This is a genomic window from Pseudomonas sp. WS 5532, from assembly GCF_012985445.1.
Taxonomy (GTDB): Bacteria; Pseudomonadota; Gammaproteobacteria; order Pseudomonadales; family Pseudomonadaceae; genus Aquipseudomonas; species Aquipseudomonas edaphica.
The window spans coordinates 44,889-66,840 of sequence record NZ_JAAQWK010000018.1 but is presented as its reverse complement, the minus strand read 5'-3'; the positions used below and the strand labels follow the sequence as shown (position 1 = coordinate 66,840).

The following is a 21,952-nucleotide window of genomic DNA, read 5'->3' as shown; positions in this document are numbered from 1 at the left end:
CGTCAATCTCCGACATCAATCGCCGAGCGCAATCTTCGAGCCATCGGCAGCCTGGTGGCGATTGCCTGTCACCGTTTAATCTTGAATAATCAGTGATTGAGAATGACTTGCAGACGCTAATGAATCCCGCAGTTGGCCTACCCAGTATCCTGGCAATCGAAGACGACCCTGTATTGGGCGCCTATGTGCATGAGCAACTGGGCCGCTGTGGCTTCCAGGTCACCTGGTGCCAGAACGGCCAACAGGGCCTGCAGATGGCACGTGACCAGGCGTTCGACGTGGTGTTGATGGACATCCTGCTGCCGGGCATGGACGGTTTGTCGATTCTTACCCATTTGCGCCAGCACCATGCGACGCCGGTGATCCTCATGTCTGCGCTGGGCGCCGAGGCCGATCGCATCAGCGGTTTTCGCCTGGGTGCGGACGACTACCTGCCCAAGCCGTTCAGCATGGTTGAACTGCGCGTACGCATCGAAGCCATCCTGCGCCGCGTGGCCCTGGACCGGCGGCCGTTGCCGCTGCGTTTACCAGCGTATGACGATGCACGCAGCCTGCGTTTTGACGATGAACTGTACGACGTGTTCTTTCAAGAACACTGGGCCGGGCTGACGCGCAGCGAGTATCGCTTGCTCGAGACCTTGCACCGTAGCGCCGATGAAGTGCTCAGCAAAGCCTTCCTTTACCAGCATGTGTTGCAGCGCGGTTACGCGCCTCACGATCGCAGCCTGGACATGCATATCAGCCAGATTCGCCGCAAGCTCAAGGCCATCGGCTACAGCGAGCGCGAAGTGCGCACGGTGTGGGGCAAGGGTTATGTACTGAGCGGCCATGATGAAGGGCTTTGAGCGGCTGCCCGGCCGGCACTCGTTATTCTGGAAGCTCGCCTGCCTGCTGATCGCCTTCTGTTTGCTGATGATCTGGCTCAGTTGGTCCTGGGGCCGCTATATGGAAGAGCAGAACGCCTATGTGGCCGAGGAGTCCCGCGAGATTTTGCGCGGCTATGCCGCGGGCGCGGAATTGGCCTGGAGTACCCAGGGCAGTGCTGGCGTGGACACCTGGTTGCAGCTGATGGCCACGCGCGAATCGACCTGGATCGGGGTGATCGGCCACGACTTGCAGTCGCTGAGCAGCCTGCCGCTGAGCGACAAGGAAAGCCAGCGCCTGACTTTTCTGCGCGGGCTGGAGTGGCCGGTCAGCCGACACGTCAAAGGCCTGCCCTGGGTGAAAATCCCATTCCCGGTCAACCCTGGCGCCGGCTCGCTGGTGATCGAATTACCCAAGCGCTTTATGCCGGGGCGCTATCAGGTGTTCTGGCGCGTGGTGACCAACGGCGTGATTCCCGGCCTGTTTACCTTGCTGCTGTGCGTGGGGCTTTATCGGCTGCTGATCATGCCGCTGAACCAGTTGCGCGAGCAGGCCAACGCCTGGCGCGCCGATCAATTGAATACGCGCATGTCCCGCGAGGCCACCAGCCGCCAGGATGAATTGGGTGAGTTGGGCCGCGCCTTTGACCACATGTCCGAGCGTTTGCAGGGCACGGTGGAGTTGCAGCAACAGTTATTGCGGGACATGTCCCATGAGCTGCGCACGCCGTTGAGCCGTTTGCGCGTAGCCTGTGACAGTGAGCAGGATCTGGCGCAGTTGCGCGAGCGCCTGGGCCGGGAGATTGACGCCATGCAGCGCCTGGTGGAAGACAGCCTGCAACTGGCCTGGCTGGACAGCGAGCGAACGCGGTTACCCGAGGAAGCCATCCAGCTTCCGGCCTTGTGGGACATGCTGCGGGAAAACGCTTGTTATGAAAGTGACTGGCCAGCAGCGCGTTTGCCGTGTCTGTTGCCCGTCGACTGCTGGGTGCGCGGCAACCTGAATGCGCTGGCCCAGGCCCTGGAAAATATCCTGCGCAATGCCATCCGACATTCCCCCGCTCAGGGGCAGGTGACGCTGGACGGCTGTCGCGAGGGCGATGATTGGCATATTTGGCTGCAAGACCAGGGCGGCGGTATTGATGAGCAGGACTTGGAACGTATCTTTGCGCCGTTCACCCGCCTCGAAGGCTCACGGCCGGGTGATGGCGGTTTTGGTCTGGGCTTGAGCATCGCCCGCAATGCGGTACAGCGCCAGGGTGGGACGTTGTGGGCGCAGAACAGCGCGCAAGGTTTGTGCGTGCACCTGCGGCTGCCAGCGCGCTAGCTGTCAGGTGCGTCGTTGTTTGCGCTTCTTCCACTGGTGCGCGACCCACCAGCGCCAGTAACCCATCGTCAGGCAGTAGGCCAGCGCGGCCAGCACCAGCCCGCACACCACGGAACCCAACAGGAACGGCTGCCACAGTGTGCCCAGTTGGCTGCTGATCCACTCCCAGGTCAGGTTGTCGGGCAGGCTGCGCGGCGGCGTGTTCATCAGCCAGGCGCCGGTCAGGTAGGTGCAGAAGAACACCACCGGCATGGTGATCGGGTTGGTCAGCCACACCAGGCTCACGGCAATCGGCATATTCCCGCGCACAGCGATCGCTAGCACCGCCGCCAATAACATCTGCAACGGAATCGGGATAAACGCCGCGAACAGGCCCACTGCCATGGCGCGGGCGACGGAATGGCGGTTCAGGTGCCAGAGGTTGGGGTCATGCAACAACGTGCCGAGAAATCGTAAGGACTTGTGTTCCCGGATACTCGTGGGGTCGGGCATGTACCGTTTGAATAAGCGCCGGGGCATAAGGGGTCCAGGTCAGTTCGAGGGGTAAGTATGCCCGCATTCTATAAACAGAAAATTCAGACTTTGTGACAAAACATCAGAGGCCGCGCGGGGTATCCGACTAAGACTAGTGGATCACTTGAAAAGGATGATTCATGAGAACAGGGATGTTCGCGTTCGGAATGGGCTTGTTGTCGCTGCGATTTTTACCCGCATTGCCCGCCACCGCGTGGCTGCTGGCCATGTTGGTAGTGGCCTTGATGTTGCTGCCGTTTCGTACCTATCCGCTGGCGTTTTTGCTGTTGGGCGTGAGCTGGGCGTGCATGAGCGCGCAATGGGCGTTGGACGACCGATTAAGGCCGGCTCTGGACGGTCAGACCCGTTGGATTGAGGGGCGCGTCATCGGGTTGCCGCAAAACACCAGCACCGGCGTGCGCTTCGAACTGACCGACAGCCGGTCACGCAAGGGCCGGCTGCCCAAGCGTATCCGCCTGTCCTGGCATAACGGCCCGCAGGTTAACAGCGGCGAGCGCTGGCGGCTGGCGGTCACGCTCAAGCGGCCGGCAGGCCTGCTCAATTTCCAGGGGTTTGACTACGAGGCCTGGCTGCTGGCCCAGCGCATCGGTGCCACCGGCTCGGTGAAAGATGGCCAACGCCTGGCGCCGGCTCGCCACGCCTGGCGTGACAGCGTCCGCCAGCGCCTGCTGGCGGTGGATGCTCAGGGCCGCGAGGCGGGGCTGGCAGCCTTGGTGCTGGGCGACGGCTCGGGGTTGGCAACCGAGGATTGGCGGGTGTTGCAGGACACCGGCACGGTGCACCTGCTGGTGATTTCCGGCCAGCACATTGGCTTGCTGGCCGGTTTGATCTACGCGCTGGTGGCCGGGCTGGCGCGCTACGGTTGCTGGCCCCGCGCCTTGCCCTGGCTGCCGTGGGCCTGCGGCCTGGCATTTACTGCCGCGCTGGGGTATGGCCTGCTGGCGGGGTTCGGTGTGCCCGTGCAGCGGGCCTGCGTGATGGTCGGGTTGGTGCTGCTGTGGCGTTTGCGGTTTCGCCACTTGGGTGTGTGGTGGCCGTTATTACTAGCGTTCAATGCGGTGCTGGTGCTGGAGCCGCTGGCCAGCTTGCAGCCAGGGTTCTGGTTGTCGTTTGCCGCCGTGGCCGTGCTGGTGCTGGCATTCAGCGGGCGTTTGGGCGCGTGGAGCGTCTGGCAGGCGTGGACCCGGCCCCAATGGCTGATCGCCATTGGTTTGTTTCCGGTGCTGCTGGTGCTGGGGTTGCCCATCAGCCTCAGTGCGCCGGTGGCCAATCTGTTTGCCGTGCCGTGGATCAGCCTGGTGGTGCTGCCGTTGGCACTGCTGGGCACTGTACTGTTGGCGGTACCGTGGGTGGGAGAGGGCTTGTTGTGGCTGGCCGGTGGCGCGTTGGATGGCCTGTTCACAGGCTTGGCGCTGCTGGCCGGGCTGCGCGCAGCGTGGGTGCCCGCCGACGTGCAGTTGGGTTATTGGTTGATCAGCGTCACGGGCGCGGTGCTCTTGCTCTTGCCCAAAGGCGTGCCATTGCGGCTGCTGGGCTGGCCGATGCTGCTGTTGGCCGTCTTTGCCCCTAAACCATTGGTGCCGTACGGGCAGGTGGAGGTGGTGCAATTGGATGTCGGCCAGGGGCAGGCGGTGATCCTGCGCACGCGCCATCACGCCATGCTCTACGACGCAGGCCCGCGCTCGGGGGTGGTTGACCTGGGCGCGCGCGTGGTGCTGCCATCCCTGCAAAAGGGTGGGGTGGCGGCGTTGGACGCGATGGTGATCAGCCACGCTCACGCTGACCATGCCGGCGGTGCCGCAGCGGTTGCCCGTGTGCTGCCCGTCGGAAGGGTTATCGGCGGAGAGACCGAAGGGCTGCCGGCTTTTCTCGCCGCCCAGCCCTGTAACAATGGCGAGCGCTGGGAGTGGGATGGCGTGTCATTCGAGTTGTGGCGATGGCCTGGCGCCACCAGCAGCAATCCGAAATCCTGCGTCTTGCAGGTACAGGCCCGTGGCGAGCGGTTGCTACTGACGGGTGATATTGATGAGGCGGCTGAAACAGCCTTTCTCGCTTCGCCCTTGGCGGTGCCGACCGATTGGCTGCAAGCGCCGCACCATGGCAGTCGCAGTTCCTCGTCCTGGGCGTTTTTACAGCGGCTTGCGCCCAAGTCGGTGCTGATTTCCCGCGGCCGTGGCAACGCATTCGGGCATCCCCATCCGCAGGTGATGGCGCGTTACCAGGCGCTGGGCAGCCGGGTCTACGACAGCGCCGAGCAAGGTGCCGTGCGTGTGCAACTGGGCAGTTTTAGAGCACCGGTTGTTGCGCGCAGTCAACGGCGATTCTGGCGCGAAGCGTTACCGTAATACAGGCTTACCAAACACCTGGGCCTGCGACAGGCGGGCCTGGCGCCTGCGAACCACGCCGGTGAACCTATATGGTAAAGTGGCGCACTTTTTCTAGGGGACATTCACTGTGTGGGAATTGGTCAAATCCGGCGGCTGGATGATGTTGCCGATTATCTTGAGCTCCATCGCCGCACTCGGCATCGTTGCCGAACGTTTGTGGACCCTGCGCGCCAGTCGCATAACCCCCGAGCATCTGCTGGGGCAGGTGTGGGGCTGGATCAAGAACAAACAGCTGGATAAAGAAAAACTCAAGGAGTTACGCGCCAACTCGCCGTTGGGTGAAATCCTCGCAGCGGGCCTCGCCAATTCCAAACATGGTCGCGAGATCATGAAAGAATGCATCGAAGAGGCCGCTGCCCGCGTCATCCACGAAATGGAGCGCTATATCAATGCGCTCGGCACCATCGCAGCCATGGCGCCGTTGCTTGGTTTGCTGGGCACGGTGCTGGGCATGATCGACATTTTCAGCTCGTTCATGGGTTCAGGCATGACCACCAACGCTGCCGTCTTGGCCGGTGGTATTTCCAAGGCCTTGATCACCACGGCAGCCGGCCTGATGGTCGGTATTCCGTCGGTGTTTTTCCACCGCTTCCTGCAGCGTCGCATCGATGAACTGGTGGTCGGCATGGAGCAGGAAGCCATCAAGCTGGTGGAAGTGGTGCAGGGCGATCGTGATGTCGATTTCGTTGAGGGTCGAGCGTGAAATTTCGCCGCAAGCAACGGGAGAATGTTGATATCAACCTGGCGTCGCTGATCGACGTGGTCTTTATCCTGCTGCTGTTTTTTGTCGTGACTACCACCTTCACCCGCGAAACCCAACTGCGCGTTGATTTACCCGAAGCAGTGAGTGGCTCACCGGCCGAAGACCAGGAAATTAAGCAGCTGGACATTGCCATCAGCGCCGACGGGGTGTTTTCGGTAAATAACCAATTGCTCGAAAAAAATGACCTTGCCAGCCTGATGGATGCCCTGCAGAAAGAGTCCGGCGGCGATACCAATATGCCGCTTTCCATCAGCGCTGACGGCAAAACCCAGCACCAAGCCGTGATCACCGCCATGGACGCCGCCGGCAAGCTGGGCTTCAGCCACCTGCGCATGACCACCGTCGAGGCGGCGAGCCCGCCCTGATGGCTATGTCCGATCGTTTGCTCAAGGCGTGGTACGAGGGCCATCCGGCACTCGTACTGCTGCGGCCGCTGGAATCTATTTACCGTCACGTTGTACAGCGCAAACGCGCGCGCTTCCTGGCGGGCGAGGGTGAGATTTACCAACCGCCGGTGCCTGTGGTGGTGGTGGGCAATATCACCGTCGGCGGCACCGGCAAGACGCCGTTGATCCTGTGGCTGATCGAACACTGCCGGCGCAGCGGCCTGCGGGTCGGCGTGGTCAGCCGCGGCTATGGTGCCAAGCCGCCGCAGTTGCCGTGGCGGGTCGAGGCCAGCCATAGCGCCGAAGTAGCGGGCGATGAGCCGTTGCTGATCGTTCAGCGCTGCGGCGTACCCCTGATGATCGATCCAGACCGCAGCCGCGCCGTCAAAGCCTTGCTGGCCAGTGAACCCCTTGACCTGATCCTCTCCGACGATGGCCTGCAGCATTACCGCCTGGCCCGCGACCTGGAACTGGTGCTGATCGACGCCGCCCGTGGTCTGGGCAACCGCCGTTGCCTGCCGGCCGGGCCTTTGCGCGAACCGGTGGAGCGCCTGCATAGCGTGGATGCGCTGTTGTACAACGGCGCCGGAGCCGATCGCGAGGATGGGTTTGCCTTTCGCCTGCAACCCACGGCGCTGATCAACTTGAAAACCGGTGAGCGCCAATCGGTGGAGCACTTTGCCGCCGGCCAGCGGGTCCATGCCGTCGCGGGTATCGGTAACCCGCAACGTTTCTTCAATACCCTCGAAACGCTACACTGGCAGCCGATTCCCCATGCATTTGCCGACCATGCGCCGTACAGCGCAGAGGTGTTGAATTTCACACCGTCATTGCCGTTGGTGATGACCGAAAAAGACGCGGTGAAGTGCCGCTCCTTTGCCCAGCCCGACTGGTGGTACCTTGCAGTGGATGCACTGCCGTCACCGGCGTTTGTGGCCTGGTTCGACACGCAATTGATGCGCCTGCTGCCCGCCCGACTTTTGCCTTAAACCGCTTTTTCCAGGAAATACTCATGGACACCAAACTGCTCGACATCCTCGCTTGCCCGATCTGCAAAGGCCCGCTCAAGCTCAGCGCCGATAAAACCGAGTTGATCAGCAAGGGCGCCGGCCTGGCTTATCCGATCCGTGATGGCATTCCGGTAATGCTGGAAAGCGAAGCCCGTACCCTGACCACCGATGAGCGCCTGGATAAATGACCACCGCCTTTACCGTTGTCATTCCTTCGCGCTACGCCTCCACGCGCCTGCCGGGCAAGCCGCTGCAATTGATCGGCAACAAGCCGATGATCCAGCTGGTGTGGGAACAGGCCTGCAAAAGCAGCGCCGAACGCGTGGTGGTTGCCACCGATGACCCGCGTATTATCGAAGCCTGCAAAGGTTTCGGTGCTGAAGCGGTGCTGACCCGTGAAGACCACAATTCCGGCACCGACCGCCTGGCCGAAGTCGCCACGCAGTTGGGGTTGGCGCCCGACGCGATCGTAGTCAATGTGCAGGGTGACGAACCCTTGATCCCGCCGTGCGTGATCGATCAGGTCGCCGCCAACCTGGCCGCCCACGGCGAGGCGCGTATGGCGACCCTGGCCGAACCGATCGAAGACATCGACACCCTGTTCAACCCGAACGTGGTCAAAGTGGTCAGCGATATCAATGGCCTTGCGCTGACCTTCAGCCGCTCGACCCTGCCTTGGGCGCGGGATGCGTTCGCCAAACAGCCCGACGTATTGCCCCAGGGCGTGCCGTACCGTCGTCATATCGGCATCTATGCCTACCGCGCCGGTTTCCTGCATGACTTCGTCAGCTGGGGGCCGTGCTGGCTGGAAAACACCGAGTCCCTGGAGCAGTTGCGTGCCCTGTGGCACGGCGTGCGCATCCACGTTGGCGACGCGCTGGAAGCGCCGCCCGCCGGTGTCGACACCCAGGAAGACCTTGAGCGCGTCCGTCGCCTGCTGGGGGCCTGATGGAGGTTCTGTTCGTCTGCCTGGGTAATATCTGCCGCTCGCCCACCGCCGAAGGTGTGCTGCGCCATAAATTGCGCGAAGCGGGGTTGGCCGGCCAGGTTGAAGTGGCGTCTGCCGGCACGGGTGAATGGCACATCGGCAACCCGCCGGACCAGCGCAGCCAGCGCGCGGCGCTGGTACGCGGTTACGACTTGTCGGCCCAGCGTGCCCAGCAGGTTTCCCGTGCAGACTTTGCTCGATATGACTTGATCCTGGCCATGGATCACAGCAATCTGCGCAACCTCAAGGCGTTGCACCCAGGCCAAGGTAAAGCCGAGCTGGACTTGTTCCTGCGCCGCTATGACGCCGAGGTGGACGAGGTGCCAGACCCTTACTACGAAGGCGAGCAAGGCTTCGAACGGGTACTGGACCTGATCGAGCGGGCCTGTGATTTATTGGTGATCGAATTGAAGGGGCGGTTATGACCTTGCAAGTGCTTGCGCAGGTATCGCTCAAGCCATTCAACAGCTTTGGCATCGACGTGCGCGCCCAGTGGTTTGCCGAGGCCCGCAGCGACGCCGATGTGCGTGAAGCCCTGGCCTATGCAACGGCGCAGTCATTACCACTGTTGGTGATCGGCGGTGGCAGCAACCTGCTGTTGACCCAGGATATCCAGGCGTTAGTGTTGCGCATGGCCACCCAGGGCGTTCGGGTGCTGCAGGACGACGGTGTAAACGTGGTGGTCGAAGCCGAAGCGGGCGAAGCCTGGCACCCGTTTGTAGTGTGGACCTTGGAACACGGCTTCTGCGGCCTCGAGAACCTCAGCCTCATCCCAGGCACCGTCGGTGCTGCGCCGATGCAGAACATCGGCGCCTACGGTGTGGAGATCAAGGACGTGTTTGCCGGCCTCACCGCACTGGATCGCCACACCGGCGAACTGCGCGACTTCAGCCTGCAAGAATGCAACTTCGCCTACCGTGACAGCCTGTTCAAGCACGAAACCGGGCGCTGGCTGATCCTGCGGGTGCGTTTCGCCCTGAGCCGCGCCAGGCACCTCAAGCTCGACTACGGCCCGGTGCAGCAGCGCCTGGCCGGGCAGGGCATCACTGAGGCGACGCCGAGTGATGTCAGCCGTGCCATTTGCAGCATCCGCCGTGAAAAACTGCCCGACCCGGCAGAACTGGGCAATGCCGGCAGTTTCTTCAAAAACCCACTGGTGTCCCATGTGTTGGCGGCTGAGCTGAAGGCGCAGTATCCGGATCTGGTGGCATACCCGCAGGCCGATGGGCAGATGAAGCTCGCCGCTGGCTGGTTGATCGATAAAGCCGGCTGGAAAGGCTTTCGCGACGGCGATGCCGGCGTGCATAAACTGCAGGCGCTGGTGCTGGTCAACTATGGCGCGGCCACTGGGCATGATATTGCCAACCTGGCACTGCGCATCCAGCGTGATATTGCTGAGCGTTTCAAGGTCGATCTGGAAATGGAACCTAACCAGTACTGAGCGTTTGCAATCCCGTGAAAACAAAAATGCCCCGTATCTTTCGATACGGGGCATTTTTTATTGCGCTAGCAATCAGTCATCGCGGCTCATGATGCCGAAGATCTGCAGCAGGCTAATGAACAGGTTGTAGATCGACACATACAGGCTGATGGTCGCCATGATGTAGTTACGCTCACCGCCGTGGATGATGGCGCTGGTCTGGAACAGGATGCACACGGAGGAGAACAGCACAAAACCCGCGCTGATCGCCAGCTGCAAGCCGCTGATCTGGAAGAACATGCCGGCAACCACTGCCGCCAGCAACACGAAGAAGCCTGCGGTAATGAAGCCACCCAGGAAGCTCATGTCCTTACGGCTGATCAGCACGTAGGCCGACAGGCCACCAAACACCAGGGCCGTCATGGCAAATGCCGAGCTGACCACTTCCGCGCCGCCGGCCATACCGAGGTAACGGTTGAGGATCGGGCCAAGGATAAAGCCCATGAAACCAGTCAAGGCAAACGCCGACACCAGGCCCCAGGCCGAGTCACGCAGTTTGTTGGTCAGGAAGAACAGACCGTAGAAACCAATCAGCACGACAAAGATATTCGGGTAGCCGACGCGCATCTGCTGCGCCACATACGCCATTACGCCGCTGAACGCGAGGGTAAGGGCGAGCAAGCCGTAGGTGTTGCGCAACACGCGGCTGACTTCAAGCTGCTCAGCCTGCGCGTTACCATTCAGTGCGTAATTCTGTTCGCGCATGGCGACACTCCTTCAGTTTTGAAACATTCAGTCGCAAGGATCATAACAGACGCTCTGTAACAAGCCATGGCAAGAGTTTGACAGTGTGTTTCATTCGGGTATTATGGCGCCCGCTGACACGGGATGGGCTATCATAATCCTGTGAAGCAAAAGGGAAATTGGCAGAGTGGTTGAATGCACCGGTCTTGAAAACCGGCGGACGTTAATAGCGTCTCCAGGGTTCGAATCCCTGGTTTCCCGCCAAGATTTACACGAAAGCCCCGCGATTGCGGGGCTTTTGCGTTTCTGGGGTTTGGTCGTGGCGGGTTTGTATTTGTTCCGCGTTCCATAGCTATTATGGAAGTGTTCCAGAACTTTTCTATTTTGACGGCTTCGCAGTGGCGCCAAGCCTTCTGTAAACGCGCTTTGCGATTTCCTGATTGCTATGCCCCAGCAACAGGCTTGCATCGCCAATATCCACGATTTCTGACCCCGCTTTGGGTCGAATATTCCTGAACTGATACCCGCCGACCTTTGCGGCAAGCGCCGGATCTCCCTGCCCAATTCAGTAACTACGATCGCCTCGTTAGCATCTGTGTAAAACAGTAGCGATGACATAGCTCTTCCTTGAATTGACAGTAACTGCCTATATGCGCGCCTCAACACCCGGCAAACTGCACGCCTGCCGGGTTCAAGAGCGTTTAAGGCATCAAGACCGAGTCGATAACGTGGATTACGCCGTTGGACTGCATAACGTCTGCGATGCTGATACTCGCCTTACCGCCTTTGGCATCGACAACCCAAAGCTTGCCGTCGTGCAGCTTAATATTCAGCGACTCCCCCTGAACTGTTTTCAACACAACGGTGCCGCCATTCTTCTTGGCGTCGGCCATCAGCTGTGCTGATGTATGTGTGCCAGCAACTACATGGTAGGTCAGAATTTTAGTCAGGTCGGCTTTGTGCTCAGGCTTGACCAGAGTTTCGACGGTGCCTGCTGGCAGCTTGGCAAAGGCTTCGTTTGTCGGAGCGAATACGGTAAAAGGACCTTTGCTGTTGAGTGTATCAACCAGGCCGGCAGCTTTGACTGCCGCTACCAGTGTGGTGTGGTCCTTTGAATTGACTGCGTTCTCCACGATGGTTTTGCTTGGGTACATCGCTGCGCCTCCGACCATCACAGTGTCGGCAGCAAAGCTGAGTGTTGCAGTAACGGAGAGAAACGCGAAGCAGGCTGCAGCAGCAATTTTTTTGTAAAAGGCGTGCATGATGAATCTCCTTGGCTCTTGTGCCCTCCGAGTGAGGGTATTGAATCTACGAGCCAACGATCAAAGTGGATGCACCTTTTCAGAAAATAACTTTTTAAGCGCAACGCCTGCCGGTTCAAACCTGTCGGTCGCTGTTCCTGACATTCCATCCACACTGAATGCCTGGGCAGGGGCGCAATTGTGATTTGTCCGTTCTTGGTCAAAAATGGTCATTCCACCTGCCTGCCAAATCAGCGACGATTCAGTATGAGTAGTTTAAAAAGCCCGAGATTCAAAAAAATCAGGTCTGTAATTGCGACAGTGTTGGTCGTCGTGATAGCAGGGTTTGTGCTGAGATACTACGAGGCAAAGGATGAGGCGAATATTGCGTTTCAGGAGTATTTACGTTCAAACCAACAGGTGACTACTCAGATAGGTAATGTTGCTTCCTTAACCTTGTTGAAACGGTTTGTATACGATGAAAGTGACACTGGGCCAGGTTTTTATCTTTACCTTTACTTGGTCAAAGGCGAGCATGGGAGCATGACTGTAGAAGTCAAAAGGATCGAGGGGAGCTCGCAGATTGTGATCAGTGATATACAGCAGTAGCTGAATCGCCCCGAATTTCGTAGGCACTCCTGGTGGTCGGCCATTTGCCGATATCCCTGACTCGATATCCTTTCGGCAGGTCGCCAGGCTATTCGACTTTCTTGCCTGGCAGATGGATGACAACGGATCAGCGATGACTCGCACCGCTGAGCGCTGGCTCGTCGAAGGCACAGATCTGCGCAAGATTCAGATCGCTCTCAACCTCGAGGTTTACCCGTTTGCGGACGAGCATGAGATGTACCGCGTGTTGTCTGATGTGGCTGTATCCCTCCCGCAGATGGCGGGTAGATGCCAGTTGCTGATTAGCGCTCGGAAAGTCGGTAGATAGCACCTGGTCACACAGTCAATTCAGCACATTCAGCCCGCGCAATGGCGGGCTTCAAGCCAATACCGTGAGCGGCGCCTATCCCGCCACATGCAAATCTCCACGATGAGCGATGTGCACCTTGTTGCCATCTGGATCACGCAGGTACGCACCGTAGTAACCATCACCATAGTGGGGGCGTTGGCCAGGTTCACCTTCATCAGATCCACCTGCAAGAAGCCCGGCCGCATAGGCGGTATCTACCGCATTTGGAGAGGGTGCAGTGAAAGCCACCATGCTGCCATTCCCTGCTTCGGCCTCATTGCGGTCATAAGGGCTGTACACATAAAAGCGAGGGAGAGCGTTATCTGGCTTGATCCAGCATGCCGAAGGTGGCCCGCCATCAGGGGTTACAGGCCGTCGACAGAGCCCCAAAGGGATCAGCACCGCGTCATAGAAGGTAGACGCCTTATCAAGATCGTTTGTCCCAACGGTTACGTGACTGAACATCCTGTATTCCTGCTTACGAAGGCAAGGCGTTATCGTGTCATTTTGAAGGTGGGCGTGTATAGCGGTCGTCGGGTAAGACGTCGAGGGCACGTCTCGGCCCTCCAAATCGCAGACAAAGAAAAGCCCGCGATGGGGATTAGCGGGCTTAAAGGGATGTTCTCTAGGAGCTGGGGTAACCCTAAGCGCCCGAGTGTGAAAGGGATGTGAAAGGTTGCGCTCAGTAGGACGCCGCGATCGCCTTGGCGAGTTGCATATCGGACATGAGCGGTGATCTGTAACTCAATCGATAGTGTCGGCAGGCTTGCTCAAACTGTGCTCCGCGAATCTCGCCGTCCGAACCTATGAACGCCAGTGCGTCAGTCTTGGCTGACTTGAATATCTTTGGCGGCTCGGTGGTGAGGGATGTGGTTGCCCCAATTAAAATGGTTGGCAAGGAAATGGTGATAAATATTCCTGCAGCGACAGGGTTGACGTTGTCACCTGATACGGCCTGTGTGCTGACCGATGCCAGTAAGGCGATTGCCAGAGTCTTCCATGAATTCATGCTTCGATGCTTCCACTGCGATCAGAGCGGGCCACGATAGCAGAGCGGGGCGCCTGCCAGAAACAAGAAGCCCGGCGCTGGGCCGGGCTTCGATCTAACAGCGTCAGAACCTAACGATGCTTGTTCTTGTGTTTATGCTTGTTGTTGCCTTTGTGCTTTCTGCCATCGGATCGATGATTGCTCTCATCGTCCGCCAGGTTGTTTCCCAGCGCGCCACCCGCCGCGCCGCCGAGACCTGCACCGATAGTCGAGCCGGTTGTACCGCCGAGGCGATTACCAATCAATGAGCCACCCGCGCCGCCAATTCCTCCACCTAATGCAGCTTCCGCTCTATTGCCTTTTTGAGCACCGACAGCACTGCCGGCAGCACCACCTACGCCTGCGCCTACCGCCGCGCCCGTTGAGCCGCCGAGCTGTTGACCTACGATGTTGCCAAGTGCACCACCAACGCCGCCTCCAAGGCCGGCTGTGCCATCTCCGGCAGCCATTGCTCCTTGCGAAATGAGGACGCCCAGAAATAGGGCGGGCAGTGTCATTTTCATTTTGTGAACCTCTATGGGTTGTCAGCAGGCGCTCACGGTTTAAAGCACGCCTGTCATTGGGACTAGGACAAAAGTTTGAAGTTCTTTGCGGGTGGTGCCTGCGGGCGAATGGTTGTAACAAGATATGCCATAATGGAATCGGCTGCGGAGGACGGGCTTAAGCATATCCGCGCTGAGCTTTGTGCATATTGAGATATTTCAAATCGAACATTATTGGAGCGTCAACGCATGGAAGTGAGCACCCCTCAAAGCGAGTACCGAAAGCCAGACAACTTGGCTGGATTGGGGCGGCGGTTGGGAGGTCAGTGGATTGACTCCTTAATCACCTTTTTTGTTTTATTCGCCGTGGGAAGAACGGCTGAATTTGTGGGTGTATCTCCAGACGCGGTCGGGATTCTGGCTATTGGATCCGCTGCGGCGTATTACCTGTTTTCGGACGCAATGCCAAACGGTCAAAGCGTGGGTAAAAAATTGCTGGGGATGTCAGTCATTGACGAGCGTAGCCATCTTAATTGCAATCTATATCAGTCGTTTATGCGCAACATCACTACGCCTGTTTTGAGCATTTTGGACTGGATTTTTATTTTCTTTGGCTCACGCAAACGCTTAGGCGACATGCTCGCATCCACGATAGTGGTCCGGTTGAAATAGCGGTGACCGTTGCTGCAAAACCCTAAGGTTCTTAATATTCACGAAAAAAGAGCCCAGCCCACGCTGGGCTTTCGCATCCAAAAGAACGGTAGCGTTGGGCACAGCGTATGACCGAGCCAGAATAGCTGACCAGGCCTGCGAGAAGAATTACGCAGGGCTCACATACCGAGAGTCGGCATGATTACCCGCCCGCACTCTATGAGTTGGCCGGCCGTTACTTGAAGTTCGCGGGTGGGTTTCGCTGCGTACCCGGCAAGGAAGCCGGCGGCGACAAGCGCAATGCACAGTAAGGTGTTTCTCAATATCATGCTGGGCGCTCGCTAACTGATTGATGTAAAGCAAGCAGCACAGATTCCAGATTATGCAAAAGGTTCCTGATGGTAGCCCTCATTGAGCTATGGTAATCACTGACGCTGGCGACCAAGGACTGATCATCAGGCACGTGATATTGCACACTGAGAACACTCAACTACTCTGATTGGATGCGTTCGTATTGCGGCCATCCGGTTTTTGATAGGGCACCATGGATAAGCGGCTCGCAGGTCTATCATTTTTGCTTACCCTAGGATGGGTTGCCACCGTGATAGCTGTAATGTGGTACTTCTACGACAATTAGTCTAAAGGCCAGAATCCACTTCTGGCTCCTCAGAACGCGGCGCCGAAGCACCGCGCTTTAGATCACGCCACGATGTCGCTGATGGCCGCCTGGCCCACGGTGGTGACGAGGAAATCGGCCACGCCGTGCCCGGAGAAGTCCACCGCCAAGGTGCCCAGGTTGGTACCCGAGGCATAGCTCAGCACAGCATCGCCGGCATGCCCGGTGAATGCATTGACGAAGCTCAAGCCTGCACCTTTGGTAATGCCCGACAGGTCGATCTTGTCGGAGCCCGAGGTGAAGTCAAAAATCCTGTCTGCAGCCCCTGGCCTGGAGTCGGAACTGGCACCATACACAAACGTGTCGTTGCCGGCGCCGCCCCATAGTTGGTCCGCACCGCCACCGCCGTAGATGATGTCGTCGCCGGCACCGCCTTTGATGATGTTGGCTGTGTTGTTGCCAATAATCAGGTCGTTGCCTGCGCCACCAAAAGCGTTCTCGAGGGTAACGCCCTTGGCGATGGACACGTTACCCACCAGGCCGCCGACGTCGGAGAACGCGCCTTCAGTGAGGTTGATCTTCTGGTTCTGGGTGAAGCCGGAGAAGTCCAGGGTGTCGTTGCCGCCACCGTCCCATACCGAGAACACCAGCTTGTCGGTATTGGAGGCGGCACTGTAGAAATCCCGCCCGGTATTGGAGTTGAACCCGTAGGTGGTGTCGCCGGCGCGGGTGGCGTAGTTGGCGCCGTAGAGCTTCTGGATCGCAGCGATGTCGTCGATCAGCGGGCCGGCTGCATAGGCTTCGCCCCCGCCTTTACTGAAGTTTTGATGGGTGTTGCTCTCGTTCCAGTAACTCATCACGGAGTAGCCGTGTGTATCTTCGGCATATTTCGCATCCGAATAGGACGGCCGTCCCACGCTGGCATCGTACGCGCCTGGGTGTTGCAGGCCAAGCGTGTGACCAATTTCATGGGTTAAAGTTTGACGGCCGTAATTCCCGTTCGCGGGCGTTAAGTTTTCTTGGTAACTTTTATTGGTATAAAATAATGCGTCACTGTTTCCACTGTTGTTTGGGTAGAACGCGAAAGCCGACCGGGCACCGCCATGCTGCAGATCATTGCTGTAGTTGCCCAAGGATATATGGGCGTCGCCTCCGCTGTTAGATTCACGGAATGAGATATTGGCGACGTCTGACCAGGATTGAAACGAAAGGGCTGCCTGGGACTTTTGTTGTGCGTTGAAAGCGGTGAAGCCGGAAACTTTCTCGGCGGCGTAAGATTTACTTTCTGAAGTCAGAAAGCTGTAGGTGAAATTGTATTTGCCGTTATGGTCATTGTCGCCCCAATAGTAACCGCCTCGGGTTATTTCATCCGCTGCCTGCGTAATGGTGTAAGACGGCTTTCCATTTAAATTAAATCCTCCTCGATCATAAGCGTGTGAAAAATTCAGGAGGCTTTGGTAATCTTCACTCGTCTGGATTCCTGCCGAAGAGGCAGTTGGATTAACAAGATTTTTCGTTGAGACAGTCATAAGTTTACATTCCTTCGTGTCCATTGAGCGTGGAGTGCTATAGGCTTATCACGTGTTCGCTGTTTTCTTGTTGTGTTGATCTTTATAAAGGAGTTATGCGTTTAGTGTTATTTGAAAATTAAATATAATATATAACGTATTGAAATATCCTTAAATATTTTGAGAGCCTCAGTTTGGTGAGAGGTCGCTGACCATGGAGTGGGCGCTCCGTTAGATAAATATGAGCGGGTGGCAATAACTTCCAGCGCTTACTTGTAAGCCTCAGGAAACCAGCGTTGTGCCAGCTTCACCTTGATCGCCAGGTCCTCTTTCGACTTCTGGCATTCGAGTGCTCGCTGCTCAACGCTCGGGATGGCCGGCCAATTGCGCTCACCCCGGGAGACGACTTGCTCGTAGCCTTCATCGTATTCCGCGCTTGGCCCTGCAATCAGCTTGGATGCCTTTACGTAATCGGCGACGAGATCGGCGGGCAGCGCCCCGCAGGTGAATTGCGCCCGGGAGTACATCAGGCCATCGCTTGCCCCGAGTACCTTCCCGTCGGCAGGTTGGGTGGCTGCAACGGATAGCGTGGGGTGGGCAAGCAACATAACGACCAGCAAGGTGCGTCCGTTCATTTGAAATATCCTTAACACTCCGAGCACTGGAGGTATTTTCTCATCGGGCAATTCCCTTTGCAGGGTGATAGGCGTGCATTAAAGCATGTCTACCTCCTCGGGCTGCACACGGCAGATAGCCAAGTACCGGTCGTAAAAAAGCCCGCAACCGCGGGCTCTTCTCACATCAAATTTCGACTTACTTGAACAAACCACCGATGGCATTAATCGCATCCGCAGCCTTGTTCACGTTTTGCTGGTGTTGTGGGTTGGTATCCACCTGCGCCTGGGTGTTGTAGCGCGCGTTACTGCAGCTTTTATTGGTTTGCGTCAGGGCCGCCTGAAAGGCTGTCGCGCGCAAGGTATCGCCTTTGGCGTTGGCTGCATTGATGTTGGCCTGCAGATCGCGGATCTGCTGCTGGCAGGAGGCGTTGTTGGTATTAGTGTTGACGGTGTTGTTGCTGCTGCCACCCAGGGCGGAGGACAGCGCGCCCGTCAGGGCTGTCAGGTCGGCGGCGTGGGCGGGCAGGGTAAACAGGCTGAACAGGGCGGCGGCGGGTGCGAGTTGGGTAAGACGCATGGCAAACCTCAATGTTTGATTGCCTGCACACGTGTCAGCGCCCGAGCTGGCGCAGAGCAATATCCGTATAAAGTTGGGCGCTCGGGTGGAGGGAAATACTATTGGGGCAATTTTTGTGCTTCAACACTGGCGTTGCGGAAGTGTGAATGCCTTCACGTTGTTGGCGGGGCATGGCCTGGGCTGTCTACACCTCTAACCGCTCGGCACGCAGGTAAAACCAGACAAAGAAAAGCCCACGATGGGGGCGCGGGCTTAAAAGGTGTTCACTTAGGAGCTGAGTTCAGGCTAGGCGCGCCACTGTGAAAACCGCGTGAAATCCGCATGTGAATTATGTTTTTTGCACCCAGGCATCACGCTCAAGTACTGTGCTGCTTCCTTATCCAGCCTAAGTGACGGTGTGTTCATGCCAAATGAAGTGCGGCTTGTCGTGATGATCAATACCCAGCCCGGCAAGGGCTTGCAGCAGTTGGCAGCGTTTCAGGCGCTGGCACCTAAGGTGCGGGCCGAGCACGGGTGCCTGAACTATGATTTGCATCCCGTGGTGGGCAACCCCGACAGCTTTGTCCTCATCGAAAAATGGGCTTCAAAGGCTGCATTGGACGCCCACCATGTCGCCCCTCATATGGTGGAAGCGGCCCAACACAATCCGTCGTTTCGTGCGGGGCCTGCGACCGTCTTGCTGCTGGAGGACGCGGTATAAGGCCGCTTTCAGAGCCAGCGCTTTCAAGGTCTTTGAATAACCCGCGATACCCTTTAATCAAGGACGAACACTGTCACTGTGGCGAGCAGGCTTGCCCTGCGATGGGTGGCGAAGCCGCCCCAAATCAGGCGACTCGGTGAGCCAGTTACAGCGGGCTGGGGCTGCTGCGCAGCCCATCGCAGGGCAAGCCTGCTCGCCACGGGTTGCTTTTCTTCAGCTCGATTTCTGATTCGACTTGCTTGACTGCGTAGGGCATGGTTTCAAAGCGGCACCCGCCTTATCTTGCCGCTCAATGGCACCACTGTGTTGTAGGGCGTGGGGATTGGCCGCCCGGCCAGGCCCATGCCTTCGCTGATCAGCACGGCGTCCTGTACCACACATAAGTTGGACGGCGTATCCAGGCCGCGCACCAGCACTTCGACTTCCCGGGTGTGCAGGTTGCAACGCAGCAAACGCCCACTGAATCGGGTAAAACCGCCGTGCAGCGGCTCGCCGCTCCAGTCCGGCAGCAGCGGTTGTTGCAGGTGGCTGCACAGTTCCAGCACCAGCAGCCTGCCGCGCGAGCACAACGCTAGGCCCGTGGGCAATTGCAGGCCGCGTATCACCACTTCCATCTGCCCGGTGGCCGGGTGCACGCGGATCACTTGGCCGGCAAAGTCGGCAAAGTCGATGCCCTTGCGCGCCGGGTCGCCGTGCAGCTCGCCAGAGAACAGGCTGATCAACACTGCATCCGTCTGCGGTTCGTACACCAGGGTCACGGGCACGGCTTCCTGGCCCTGATCGAGTTCCGGCAGTTGCGCCAGCACCCGTTCGTCCCTGCCTTGTGTGAACTCCACCAGTTGATTGGTATCAGGTTTTACCGCCAGCCAGCTGCGGCGCGTGGGGTGGTAGCACAGTGCATTCAAATTGCCCCGGCTGTGGAACACCGGCTCAGGCGGGTTGTATTGCAGGTCGAGCAGTTGCGAGCCGCCGACATAATCGGTCAGGCTGGCCAGGCAACGCCCATCAACACAGGCGATGTCCGACACGCCCATGATTTCATCGCGCAGCATGCGCGCCTGCATGTTCATGCTGCGAAAGCCTTGGGCGATGACTTTGCCGGGCAAGTATTCACCAGGCCGCGCAGGGTCGGGTTGAAGTTGGCTGATGCGGCCGCTGAAGGGCTGGTCCGCCAGGCCGGAGCCGGCTTCGGCCAACAGCAGGCTGCCATCGTCTTGCAGGCACAGGCCGCGTGGGTTGAGCAGGCCGTCGGCGATCAGTGTAATGGGGTGCAGTGCCTCAATAGGCTGCGCCGGAATATGCAAGGTCATGGGGTGTGCTCCTATTGCGGCGGCTGCCATGGGCTGCCGGTGAGGTAGGCGCGCAGCAACGCACGCTGGGCCGGCGACATCGAGCGCACGACCGGCATGAACAGCGTGGTGCCTTTGTAGGCGTCCGAGGTGCGCGCCAAAATCGCGTTTTTGGCGCCCATGATCGCGTCGGGCTGGTTGAGCGGTACGTAGCGCGACATGGCGGGGAAGGCCAGGTAGTGAAAGCGCAACACGTTCGGGTAAACCTGTGCCCAGGTGATGGTGCTGCCCTTGGCTATACCGAAATCAGTCTGGGCGTATTTGCGCAAGTTGGTGAAGAAGGCGCCATCGTCCACGCCGTTGGCCGTGCAGGTCAGCGCGACAAAACCGGCCTGGCCGGCACTGCCGCTTTTGAGCGTGACCGGGAAGCTCACCATCTGTTGCCCGGCATTCACGGTCAGAGACGTGGGGAAGTTAAGGAAGTCAAAATACTGCTTTTGATCGTAAGCACCCGGCGCGCTGGCTGCGAGGCTCACCTTGGTGGCGTTGGGCACCGGTCCGCCCAAGTAGCTGACGCGGAGGGTGATGGTCAAACCAGTGGGGTAGTCCTCCAGGTACACATTGCGCTGGTCGGCATACACCCGGTACGTCGCTTCGGTGGCGTTGAGTTTTTTACCGTTCACTGCATTGGGGGCGGTGATGTTCAGCGCCGTGGTCCTCACGGCTTGCTGTTGGCTGGTATTCAGGGGCAGGTCAACGATACCGCCATACACGTAGTAATTGACCAGCGGGCTGGCGGTGGGATTGAGCGTCGTCAGCGGCGCGGCACCGGCGGCAATGGTCACCGGCCCGTAATTGGCATTCGGCCCGATGGGGCTGGTGATGTCATCGCGCACGGCGCGGAAGGTTTGCTTGGGGATGACGTTGACCATATCGAGGCTCAGCAAACCGTTGTTGCCCAGCGCCGCATAGGCGGCGTTGCCCGTGGCCTGGTTGACTATCTGGCGGCCCGGCTGGCAGCCCGGCAGTTCGCCGGCAAACGCCGGGGCCAGGGTGCCGATCACCCGGCCGATGCTCGGGTTCGGCGTGTATTTACCGGCGGCGTAATCAGCGTCCAACTGCGCCGTGGTCATCTGCGGGCACATCTCGAACATCACAAAACGCAAGACAATGCCCGTCGCCCCCGGCGCCTGGATGATCGCCTTGAGGCCGGCGCTGTTCTGGTTCCAGCTGACGATACTGCTCAGCGGGAAGGTCAACTGGAACGTGCCACTGGCATGGAACGAGCCCGGTGCGTCCATTTTTGCCGGGTCGAGCACGCGGCCGGTCACGTCGTAACTGCTGCACACCGCATTGTTGCGGATCAGCAACTGGATATTGTCGTTGCCACCAATTTGCAGGCCACCGACAAATATCTGCGTGGTGGTCGAGGCGCTGGGGTCCAGGTCCACCATCATCGGGCCGGAGACCGGGCCTTGGCCGGTCACGGGGTCTACCGAGCCGAGCAGATACACCGGCTGGCCAATCAGGTCGCCGGTGGTGCTGATGTTGCCCGGCACACCTTGGGAACTGATCAGGGCGTTCTGCATGTCCACCACATGCTGGCCATAGTGGTTCCAGCCGCCGGCGGTGTAGTAGTTGCCGGCCGGCGCGTTGATCATGTTGTTCAGTTGGTCATCGGTATAAGACTGCGCACCCGGCGCCAGGGTCGAGGTGGTCAGGTCAAACAGCGGCCAGTTCGGGTTGCCATTGAACGGGATGGTCGGCGAGTTGTTCGGCAAGCTCACGTCGGTGCGGATGCCGCCCCAGAAATTCAGTCGTGGTCCATTGAGGATGCTCATGG

Annotated in this window: 24 protein-coding genes and 1 tRNA gene; 13 read left to right on the top strand and 12 right to left on the bottom strand. The window is 58.8% G+C overall.

Annotated features, from left to right (window positions below):
* Positions 1-119: 119 nt before the first annotated feature.
* Together HBO23_RS25450 and HBO23_RS25445 are read left to right on the top strand one after the other, a co-directional pair.
* The gene (locus HBO23_RS25450; RefSeq protein WP_170040206.1) at positions 120-845 is read left to right on the top strand and encodes a response regulator transcription factor; all 726 of its coding nucleotides are present in this window, start codon (positions 120-122) and stop codon (positions 843-845) included.
* Positions 832-2,190, top strand: a complete 1,359-nt coding sequence (locus HBO23_RS25445; protein WP_170040237.1) for a sensor histidine kinase — start codon at positions 832-834, stop codon at positions 2,188-2,190. The genes HBO23_RS25450 and HBO23_RS25445 overlap by 14 nt, the downstream gene beginning before the upstream one ends.
* 3 nt (positions 2,191-2,193) lie before the next feature.
* Here the strand turns inward: HBO23_RS25445 and HBO23_RS25440 are convergent, their stop codons facing one another.
* A complete protein-coding gene (locus HBO23_RS25440; protein WP_017136567.1) occupies positions 2,194-2,709 on the bottom strand; it encodes a DUF2062 domain-containing protein in 516 nt (171 codons plus the stop codon).
* A 134-nt stretch (positions 2,710-2,843) separates the two neighbouring features.
* On the opposite strand from HBO23_RS25440, the gene HBO23_RS25435 reads away from it, so the two are divergent.
* The 8 genes from HBO23_RS25435 (at position 2,844) to murB (ending at position 9,699) form a co-directional block, all read left to right on the top strand.
* Positions 2,844-5,069 (top strand): DNA internalization-related competence protein ComEC/Rec2, encoded by a 2,226-nt coding sequence (locus HBO23_RS25435; RefSeq protein ID WP_170040204.1) that lies wholly within the window; start codon positions 2,844-2,846, stop codon positions 5,067-5,069.
* A gap of 109 nt (positions 5,070-5,178) precedes the next feature.
* Complete coding sequence (locus HBO23_RS25430) at positions 5,179-5,814, top strand: MotA/TolQ/ExbB proton channel family protein (RefSeq protein WP_016969293.1); 636 nt, start codon at positions 5,179-5,181, stop codon at positions 5,812-5,814.
* Positions 5,811-6,239, top strand: coding sequence for a biopolymer transporter ExbD (locus tag HBO23_RS25425; protein ID WP_017136564.1), 429 nt, complete (start codon positions 5,811-5,813; stop codon positions 6,237-6,239). Before HBO23_RS25430 ends, HBO23_RS25425 begins: the two co-directional genes overlap by 4 nt.
* Positions 6,239-7,249 carry a tetraacyldisaccharide 4'-kinase gene (lpxK, locus tag HBO23_RS25420; protein ID WP_170040202.1) on the top strand — a complete coding sequence of 337 codons (1,011 nt, stop codon included), beginning with the start codon at positions 6,239-6,241 and terminating at the stop codon, positions 7,247-7,249. The genes HBO23_RS25425 and lpxK overlap by 1 nt, the downstream gene beginning before the upstream one ends.
* A gap of 23 nt (positions 7,250-7,272) precedes the next feature.
* Complete coding sequence (locus HBO23_RS25415) at positions 7,273-7,458, top strand: Trm112 family protein (RefSeq protein ID WP_003174668.1); 186 nt, start codon at positions 7,273-7,275, stop codon at positions 7,456-7,458.
* A complete protein-coding gene (gene kdsB, locus HBO23_RS25410; RefSeq protein ID WP_017136562.1) occupies positions 7,455-8,219 on the top strand; it encodes a 3-deoxy-manno-octulosonate cytidylyltransferase in 765 nt (254 codons plus the stop codon). The genes HBO23_RS25415 and kdsB overlap by 4 nt, the downstream gene beginning before the upstream one ends.
* Positions 8,219-8,683: a low molecular weight protein-tyrosine-phosphatase gene (locus tag HBO23_RS25405; protein WP_017136561.1), complete on the top strand. Its 465-nt coding sequence runs from the start codon at positions 8,219-8,221 to the stop codon at positions 8,681-8,683. The genes kdsB and HBO23_RS25405 overlap by 1 nt, the downstream gene beginning before the upstream one ends.
* Positions 8,680-9,699: a UDP-N-acetylmuramate dehydrogenase gene (gene murB, locus HBO23_RS25400; RefSeq protein WP_017136560.1), complete on the top strand. Its 1,020-nt coding sequence runs from the start codon at positions 8,680-8,682 to the stop codon at positions 9,697-9,699. The genes HBO23_RS25405 and murB overlap by 4 nt, the downstream gene beginning before the upstream one ends.
* A gap of 72 nt (positions 9,700-9,771) precedes the next feature.
* On the opposite strand, the gene HBO23_RS25395 is transcribed toward murB, so the two are convergent.
* Entirely contained in the window at positions 9,772-10,443 is a 672-nt protein-coding gene (locus HBO23_RS25395) for a Bax inhibitor-1/YccA family protein (protein WP_058419884.1), read from the bottom strand.
* A gap of 152 nt (positions 10,444-10,595) precedes the next feature.
* On the opposite strand from HBO23_RS25395, the gene HBO23_RS25390 reads away from it, so the two are divergent.
* Positions 10,596-10,686: transfer RNA gene (locus HBO23_RS25390), tRNA-Ser, on the top strand.
* A 437-nt stretch (positions 10,687-11,123) separates the two neighbouring features.
* Here HBO23_RS25390 and HBO23_RS25385 read toward each other — a convergent pair.
* From HBO23_RS25385 to HBO23_RS25365, 5 genes are all read right to left on the bottom strand, one after another.
* A complete protein-coding gene (locus HBO23_RS25385; RefSeq protein ID WP_017136558.1) occupies positions 11,124-11,684 on the bottom strand; it encodes a fasciclin domain-containing protein in 561 nt (186 codons plus the stop codon).
* A 60-nt stretch (positions 11,685-11,744) separates the two neighbouring features.
* Complete coding sequence (locus HBO23_RS25380) at positions 11,745-11,897, bottom strand: hypothetical protein (protein ID WP_170040200.1); 153 nt, start codon at positions 11,895-11,897, stop codon at positions 11,745-11,747.
* A gap of 778 nt (positions 11,898-12,675) precedes the next feature.
* Entirely contained in the window at positions 12,676-13,086 is a 411-nt protein-coding gene (locus HBO23_RS25375) for a VOC family protein (protein ID WP_170040198.1), read from the bottom strand.
* A 217-nt stretch (positions 13,087-13,303) separates the two neighbouring features.
* Positions 13,304-13,630, bottom strand: a complete 327-nt coding sequence (locus HBO23_RS25370) for a DUF2388 domain-containing protein (protein ID WP_138452158.1) — start codon at positions 13,628-13,630, stop codon at positions 13,304-13,306.
* 110 nt (positions 13,631-13,740) lie between these two features.
* Positions 13,741-14,172 (bottom strand): hypothetical protein, encoded by a 432-nt coding sequence (locus HBO23_RS25365; RefSeq protein ID WP_017136553.1) that lies wholly within the window; start codon positions 14,170-14,172, stop codon positions 13,741-13,743.
* Between the two features lie 228 nt (positions 14,173-14,400).
* Here HBO23_RS25365 and HBO23_RS25360 point away from each other — a divergent pair, with 228 nt between their 5' ends.
* Entirely contained in the window at positions 14,401-14,823 is a 423-nt protein-coding gene (locus HBO23_RS25360; RefSeq protein ID WP_017136552.1) for an RDD family protein, read from the top strand.
* A gap of 678 nt (positions 14,824-15,501) precedes the next feature.
* On the opposite strand, the gene HBO23_RS25355 is transcribed toward HBO23_RS25360, so the two are convergent.
* The 3 genes from HBO23_RS25355 to HBO23_RS25345 all read right to left on the bottom strand — a co-directional run bounded on the left by HBO23_RS25355 (position 15,502) and on the right by HBO23_RS25345 (position 18,120).
* A complete protein-coding gene (locus HBO23_RS25355) occupies positions 15,502-16,947 on the bottom strand; it encodes a serralysin family metalloprotease (protein ID WP_170040196.1) in 1,446 nt (481 codons plus the stop codon).
* A gap of 248 nt (positions 16,948-17,195) precedes the next feature.
* Positions 17,196-17,561: a hypothetical protein gene (locus HBO23_RS25350; RefSeq protein WP_017136551.1), complete on the bottom strand. Its 366-nt coding sequence runs from the start codon at positions 17,559-17,561 to the stop codon at positions 17,196-17,198.
* 178 nt (positions 17,562-17,739) lie between these two features.
* On the bottom strand, positions 17,740-18,120 hold the full coding sequence (locus HBO23_RS25345; protein WP_169988296.1) for a DUF1090 family protein: 381 nt from the start codon (positions 18,118-18,120) through the stop codon (positions 17,740-17,742).
* A 403-nt stretch (positions 18,121-18,523) separates the two neighbouring features.
* On the opposite strand from HBO23_RS25345, the gene HBO23_RS25340 reads away from it, so the two are divergent.
* The gene (locus tag HBO23_RS25340; protein WP_099547926.1) at positions 18,524-18,820 is read left to right on the top strand and encodes a putative quinol monooxygenase; all 297 of its coding nucleotides are present in this window, start codon (positions 18,524-18,526) and stop codon (positions 18,818-18,820) included.
* Positions 18,821-19,080: 260 nt separating this feature from the next.
* On the opposite strand, the gene HBO23_RS25335 is transcribed toward HBO23_RS25340, so the two are convergent.
* Both HBO23_RS25335 and HBO23_RS25330 read right to left on the bottom strand, forming a co-directional pair.
* Positions 19,081-20,130 (bottom strand): hypothetical protein, encoded by a 1,050-nt coding sequence (locus HBO23_RS25335; protein WP_170040194.1) that lies wholly within the window; start codon positions 20,128-20,130, stop codon positions 19,081-19,083.
* An 11-nt stretch (positions 20,131-20,141) separates the two neighbouring features.
* Complete coding sequence (locus tag HBO23_RS25330) at positions 20,142-21,950, bottom strand: hypothetical protein (RefSeq protein ID WP_170040192.1); 1,809 nt, start codon at positions 21,948-21,950, stop codon at positions 20,142-20,144.
* Between the last annotated feature and the right edge of the window lie 2 nt (positions 21,951-21,952).

What these genes read in the sequence shown, in the direction of transcription:
- HBO23_RS25450 (WP_170040206.1), top strand. Translation starts at nt 120, where the DNA reads ATGAATCCCGCAGTTGGCCTACCCAGTATCCTGGCAATCGAAGACGAC.
- HBO23_RS25445 (WP_170040237.1), top strand. Translation starts at nt 832, where the DNA reads ATGAAGGGCTTTGAGCGGCTGCCCGGCCGGCACTCGTTATTCTGGAAG.
- HBO23_RS25440 (WP_017136567.1), bottom strand. Translation starts at nt 2,709, where the DNA reads ATGCCCCGGCGCTTATTCAAACGGTACATGCCCGACCCCACGAGTATC.
- HBO23_RS25435 (WP_170040204.1), top strand. Translation starts at nt 2,844, where the DNA reads ATGAGAACAGGGATGTTCGCGTTCGGAATGGGCTTGTTGTCGCTGCGA.
- lpxK (WP_170040202.1), top strand. Translation starts at nt 6,239, where the DNA reads ATGGCTATGTCCGATCGTTTGCTCAAGGCGTGGTACGAGGGCCATCCG.
- HBO23_RS25415 (WP_003174668.1), top strand. Translation starts at nt 7,273, where the DNA reads ATGGACACCAAACTGCTCGACATCCTCGCTTGCCCGATCTGCAAAGGC.
- kdsB (WP_017136562.1), top strand. Translation starts at nt 7,455, where the DNA reads ATGACCACCGCCTTTACCGTTGTCATTCCTTCGCGCTACGCCTCCACG.
- HBO23_RS25405 (WP_017136561.1), top strand. Translation starts at nt 8,219, where the DNA reads ATGGAGGTTCTGTTCGTCTGCCTGGGTAATATCTGCCGCTCGCCCACC.
- murB (WP_017136560.1), top strand. Translation starts at nt 8,680, where the DNA reads ATGACCTTGCAAGTGCTTGCGCAGGTATCGCTCAAGCCATTCAACAGC.
- HBO23_RS25395 (WP_058419884.1), bottom strand. Translation starts at nt 10,443, where the DNA reads ATGCGCGAACAGAATTACGCACTGAATGGTAACGCGCAGGCTGAGCAG.
- HBO23_RS25385 (WP_017136558.1), bottom strand. Translation starts at nt 11,684, where the DNA reads ATGCACGCCTTTTACAAAAAAATTGCTGCTGCAGCCTGCTTCGCGTTT.
- HBO23_RS25380 (WP_170040200.1), bottom strand. Translation starts at nt 11,897, where the DNA reads ATGACCATTTTTGACCAAGAACGGACAAATCACAATTGCGCCCCTGCC.
- HBO23_RS25375 (WP_170040198.1), bottom strand. Translation starts at nt 13,086, where the DNA reads ATGTTCAGTCACGTAACCGTTGGGACAAACGATCTTGATAAGGCGTCT.
- HBO23_RS25370 (WP_138452158.1), bottom strand. Translation starts at nt 13,630, where the DNA reads ATGAATTCATGGAAGACTCTGGCAATCGCCTTACTGGCATCGGTCAGC.
- HBO23_RS25365 (WP_017136553.1), bottom strand. Translation starts at nt 14,172, where the DNA reads ATGAAAATGACACTGCCCGCCCTATTTCTGGGCGTCCTCATTTCGCAA.
- HBO23_RS25360 (WP_017136552.1), top strand. Translation starts at nt 14,401, where the DNA reads ATGGAAGTGAGCACCCCTCAAAGCGAGTACCGAAAGCCAGACAACTTG.
- HBO23_RS25355 (WP_170040196.1), bottom strand. Translation starts at nt 16,947, where the DNA reads ATGACTGTCTCAACGAAAAATCTTGTTAATCCAACTGCCTCTTCGGCA.
- HBO23_RS25350 (WP_017136551.1), bottom strand. Translation starts at nt 17,561, where the DNA reads ATGAACGGACGCACCTTGCTGGTCGTTATGTTGCTTGCCCACCCCACG.
- HBO23_RS25345 (WP_169988296.1), bottom strand. Translation starts at nt 18,120, where the DNA reads ATGCGTCTTACCCAACTCGCACCCGCCGCCGCCCTGTTCAGCCTGTTT.
- HBO23_RS25340 (WP_099547926.1), top strand. Translation starts at nt 18,524, where the DNA reads ATGCCAAATGAAGTGCGGCTTGTCGTGATGATCAATACCCAGCCCGGC.
- HBO23_RS25335 (WP_170040194.1), bottom strand. Translation starts at nt 20,130, where the DNA reads ATGACCTTGCATATTCCGGCGCAGCCTATTGAGGCACTGCACCCCATT.
- HBO23_RS25330 (WP_170040192.1), bottom strand. Translation starts at nt 21,950, where the DNA reads ATGAGCATCCTCAATGGACCACGACTGAATTTCTGGGGCGGCATCCGC.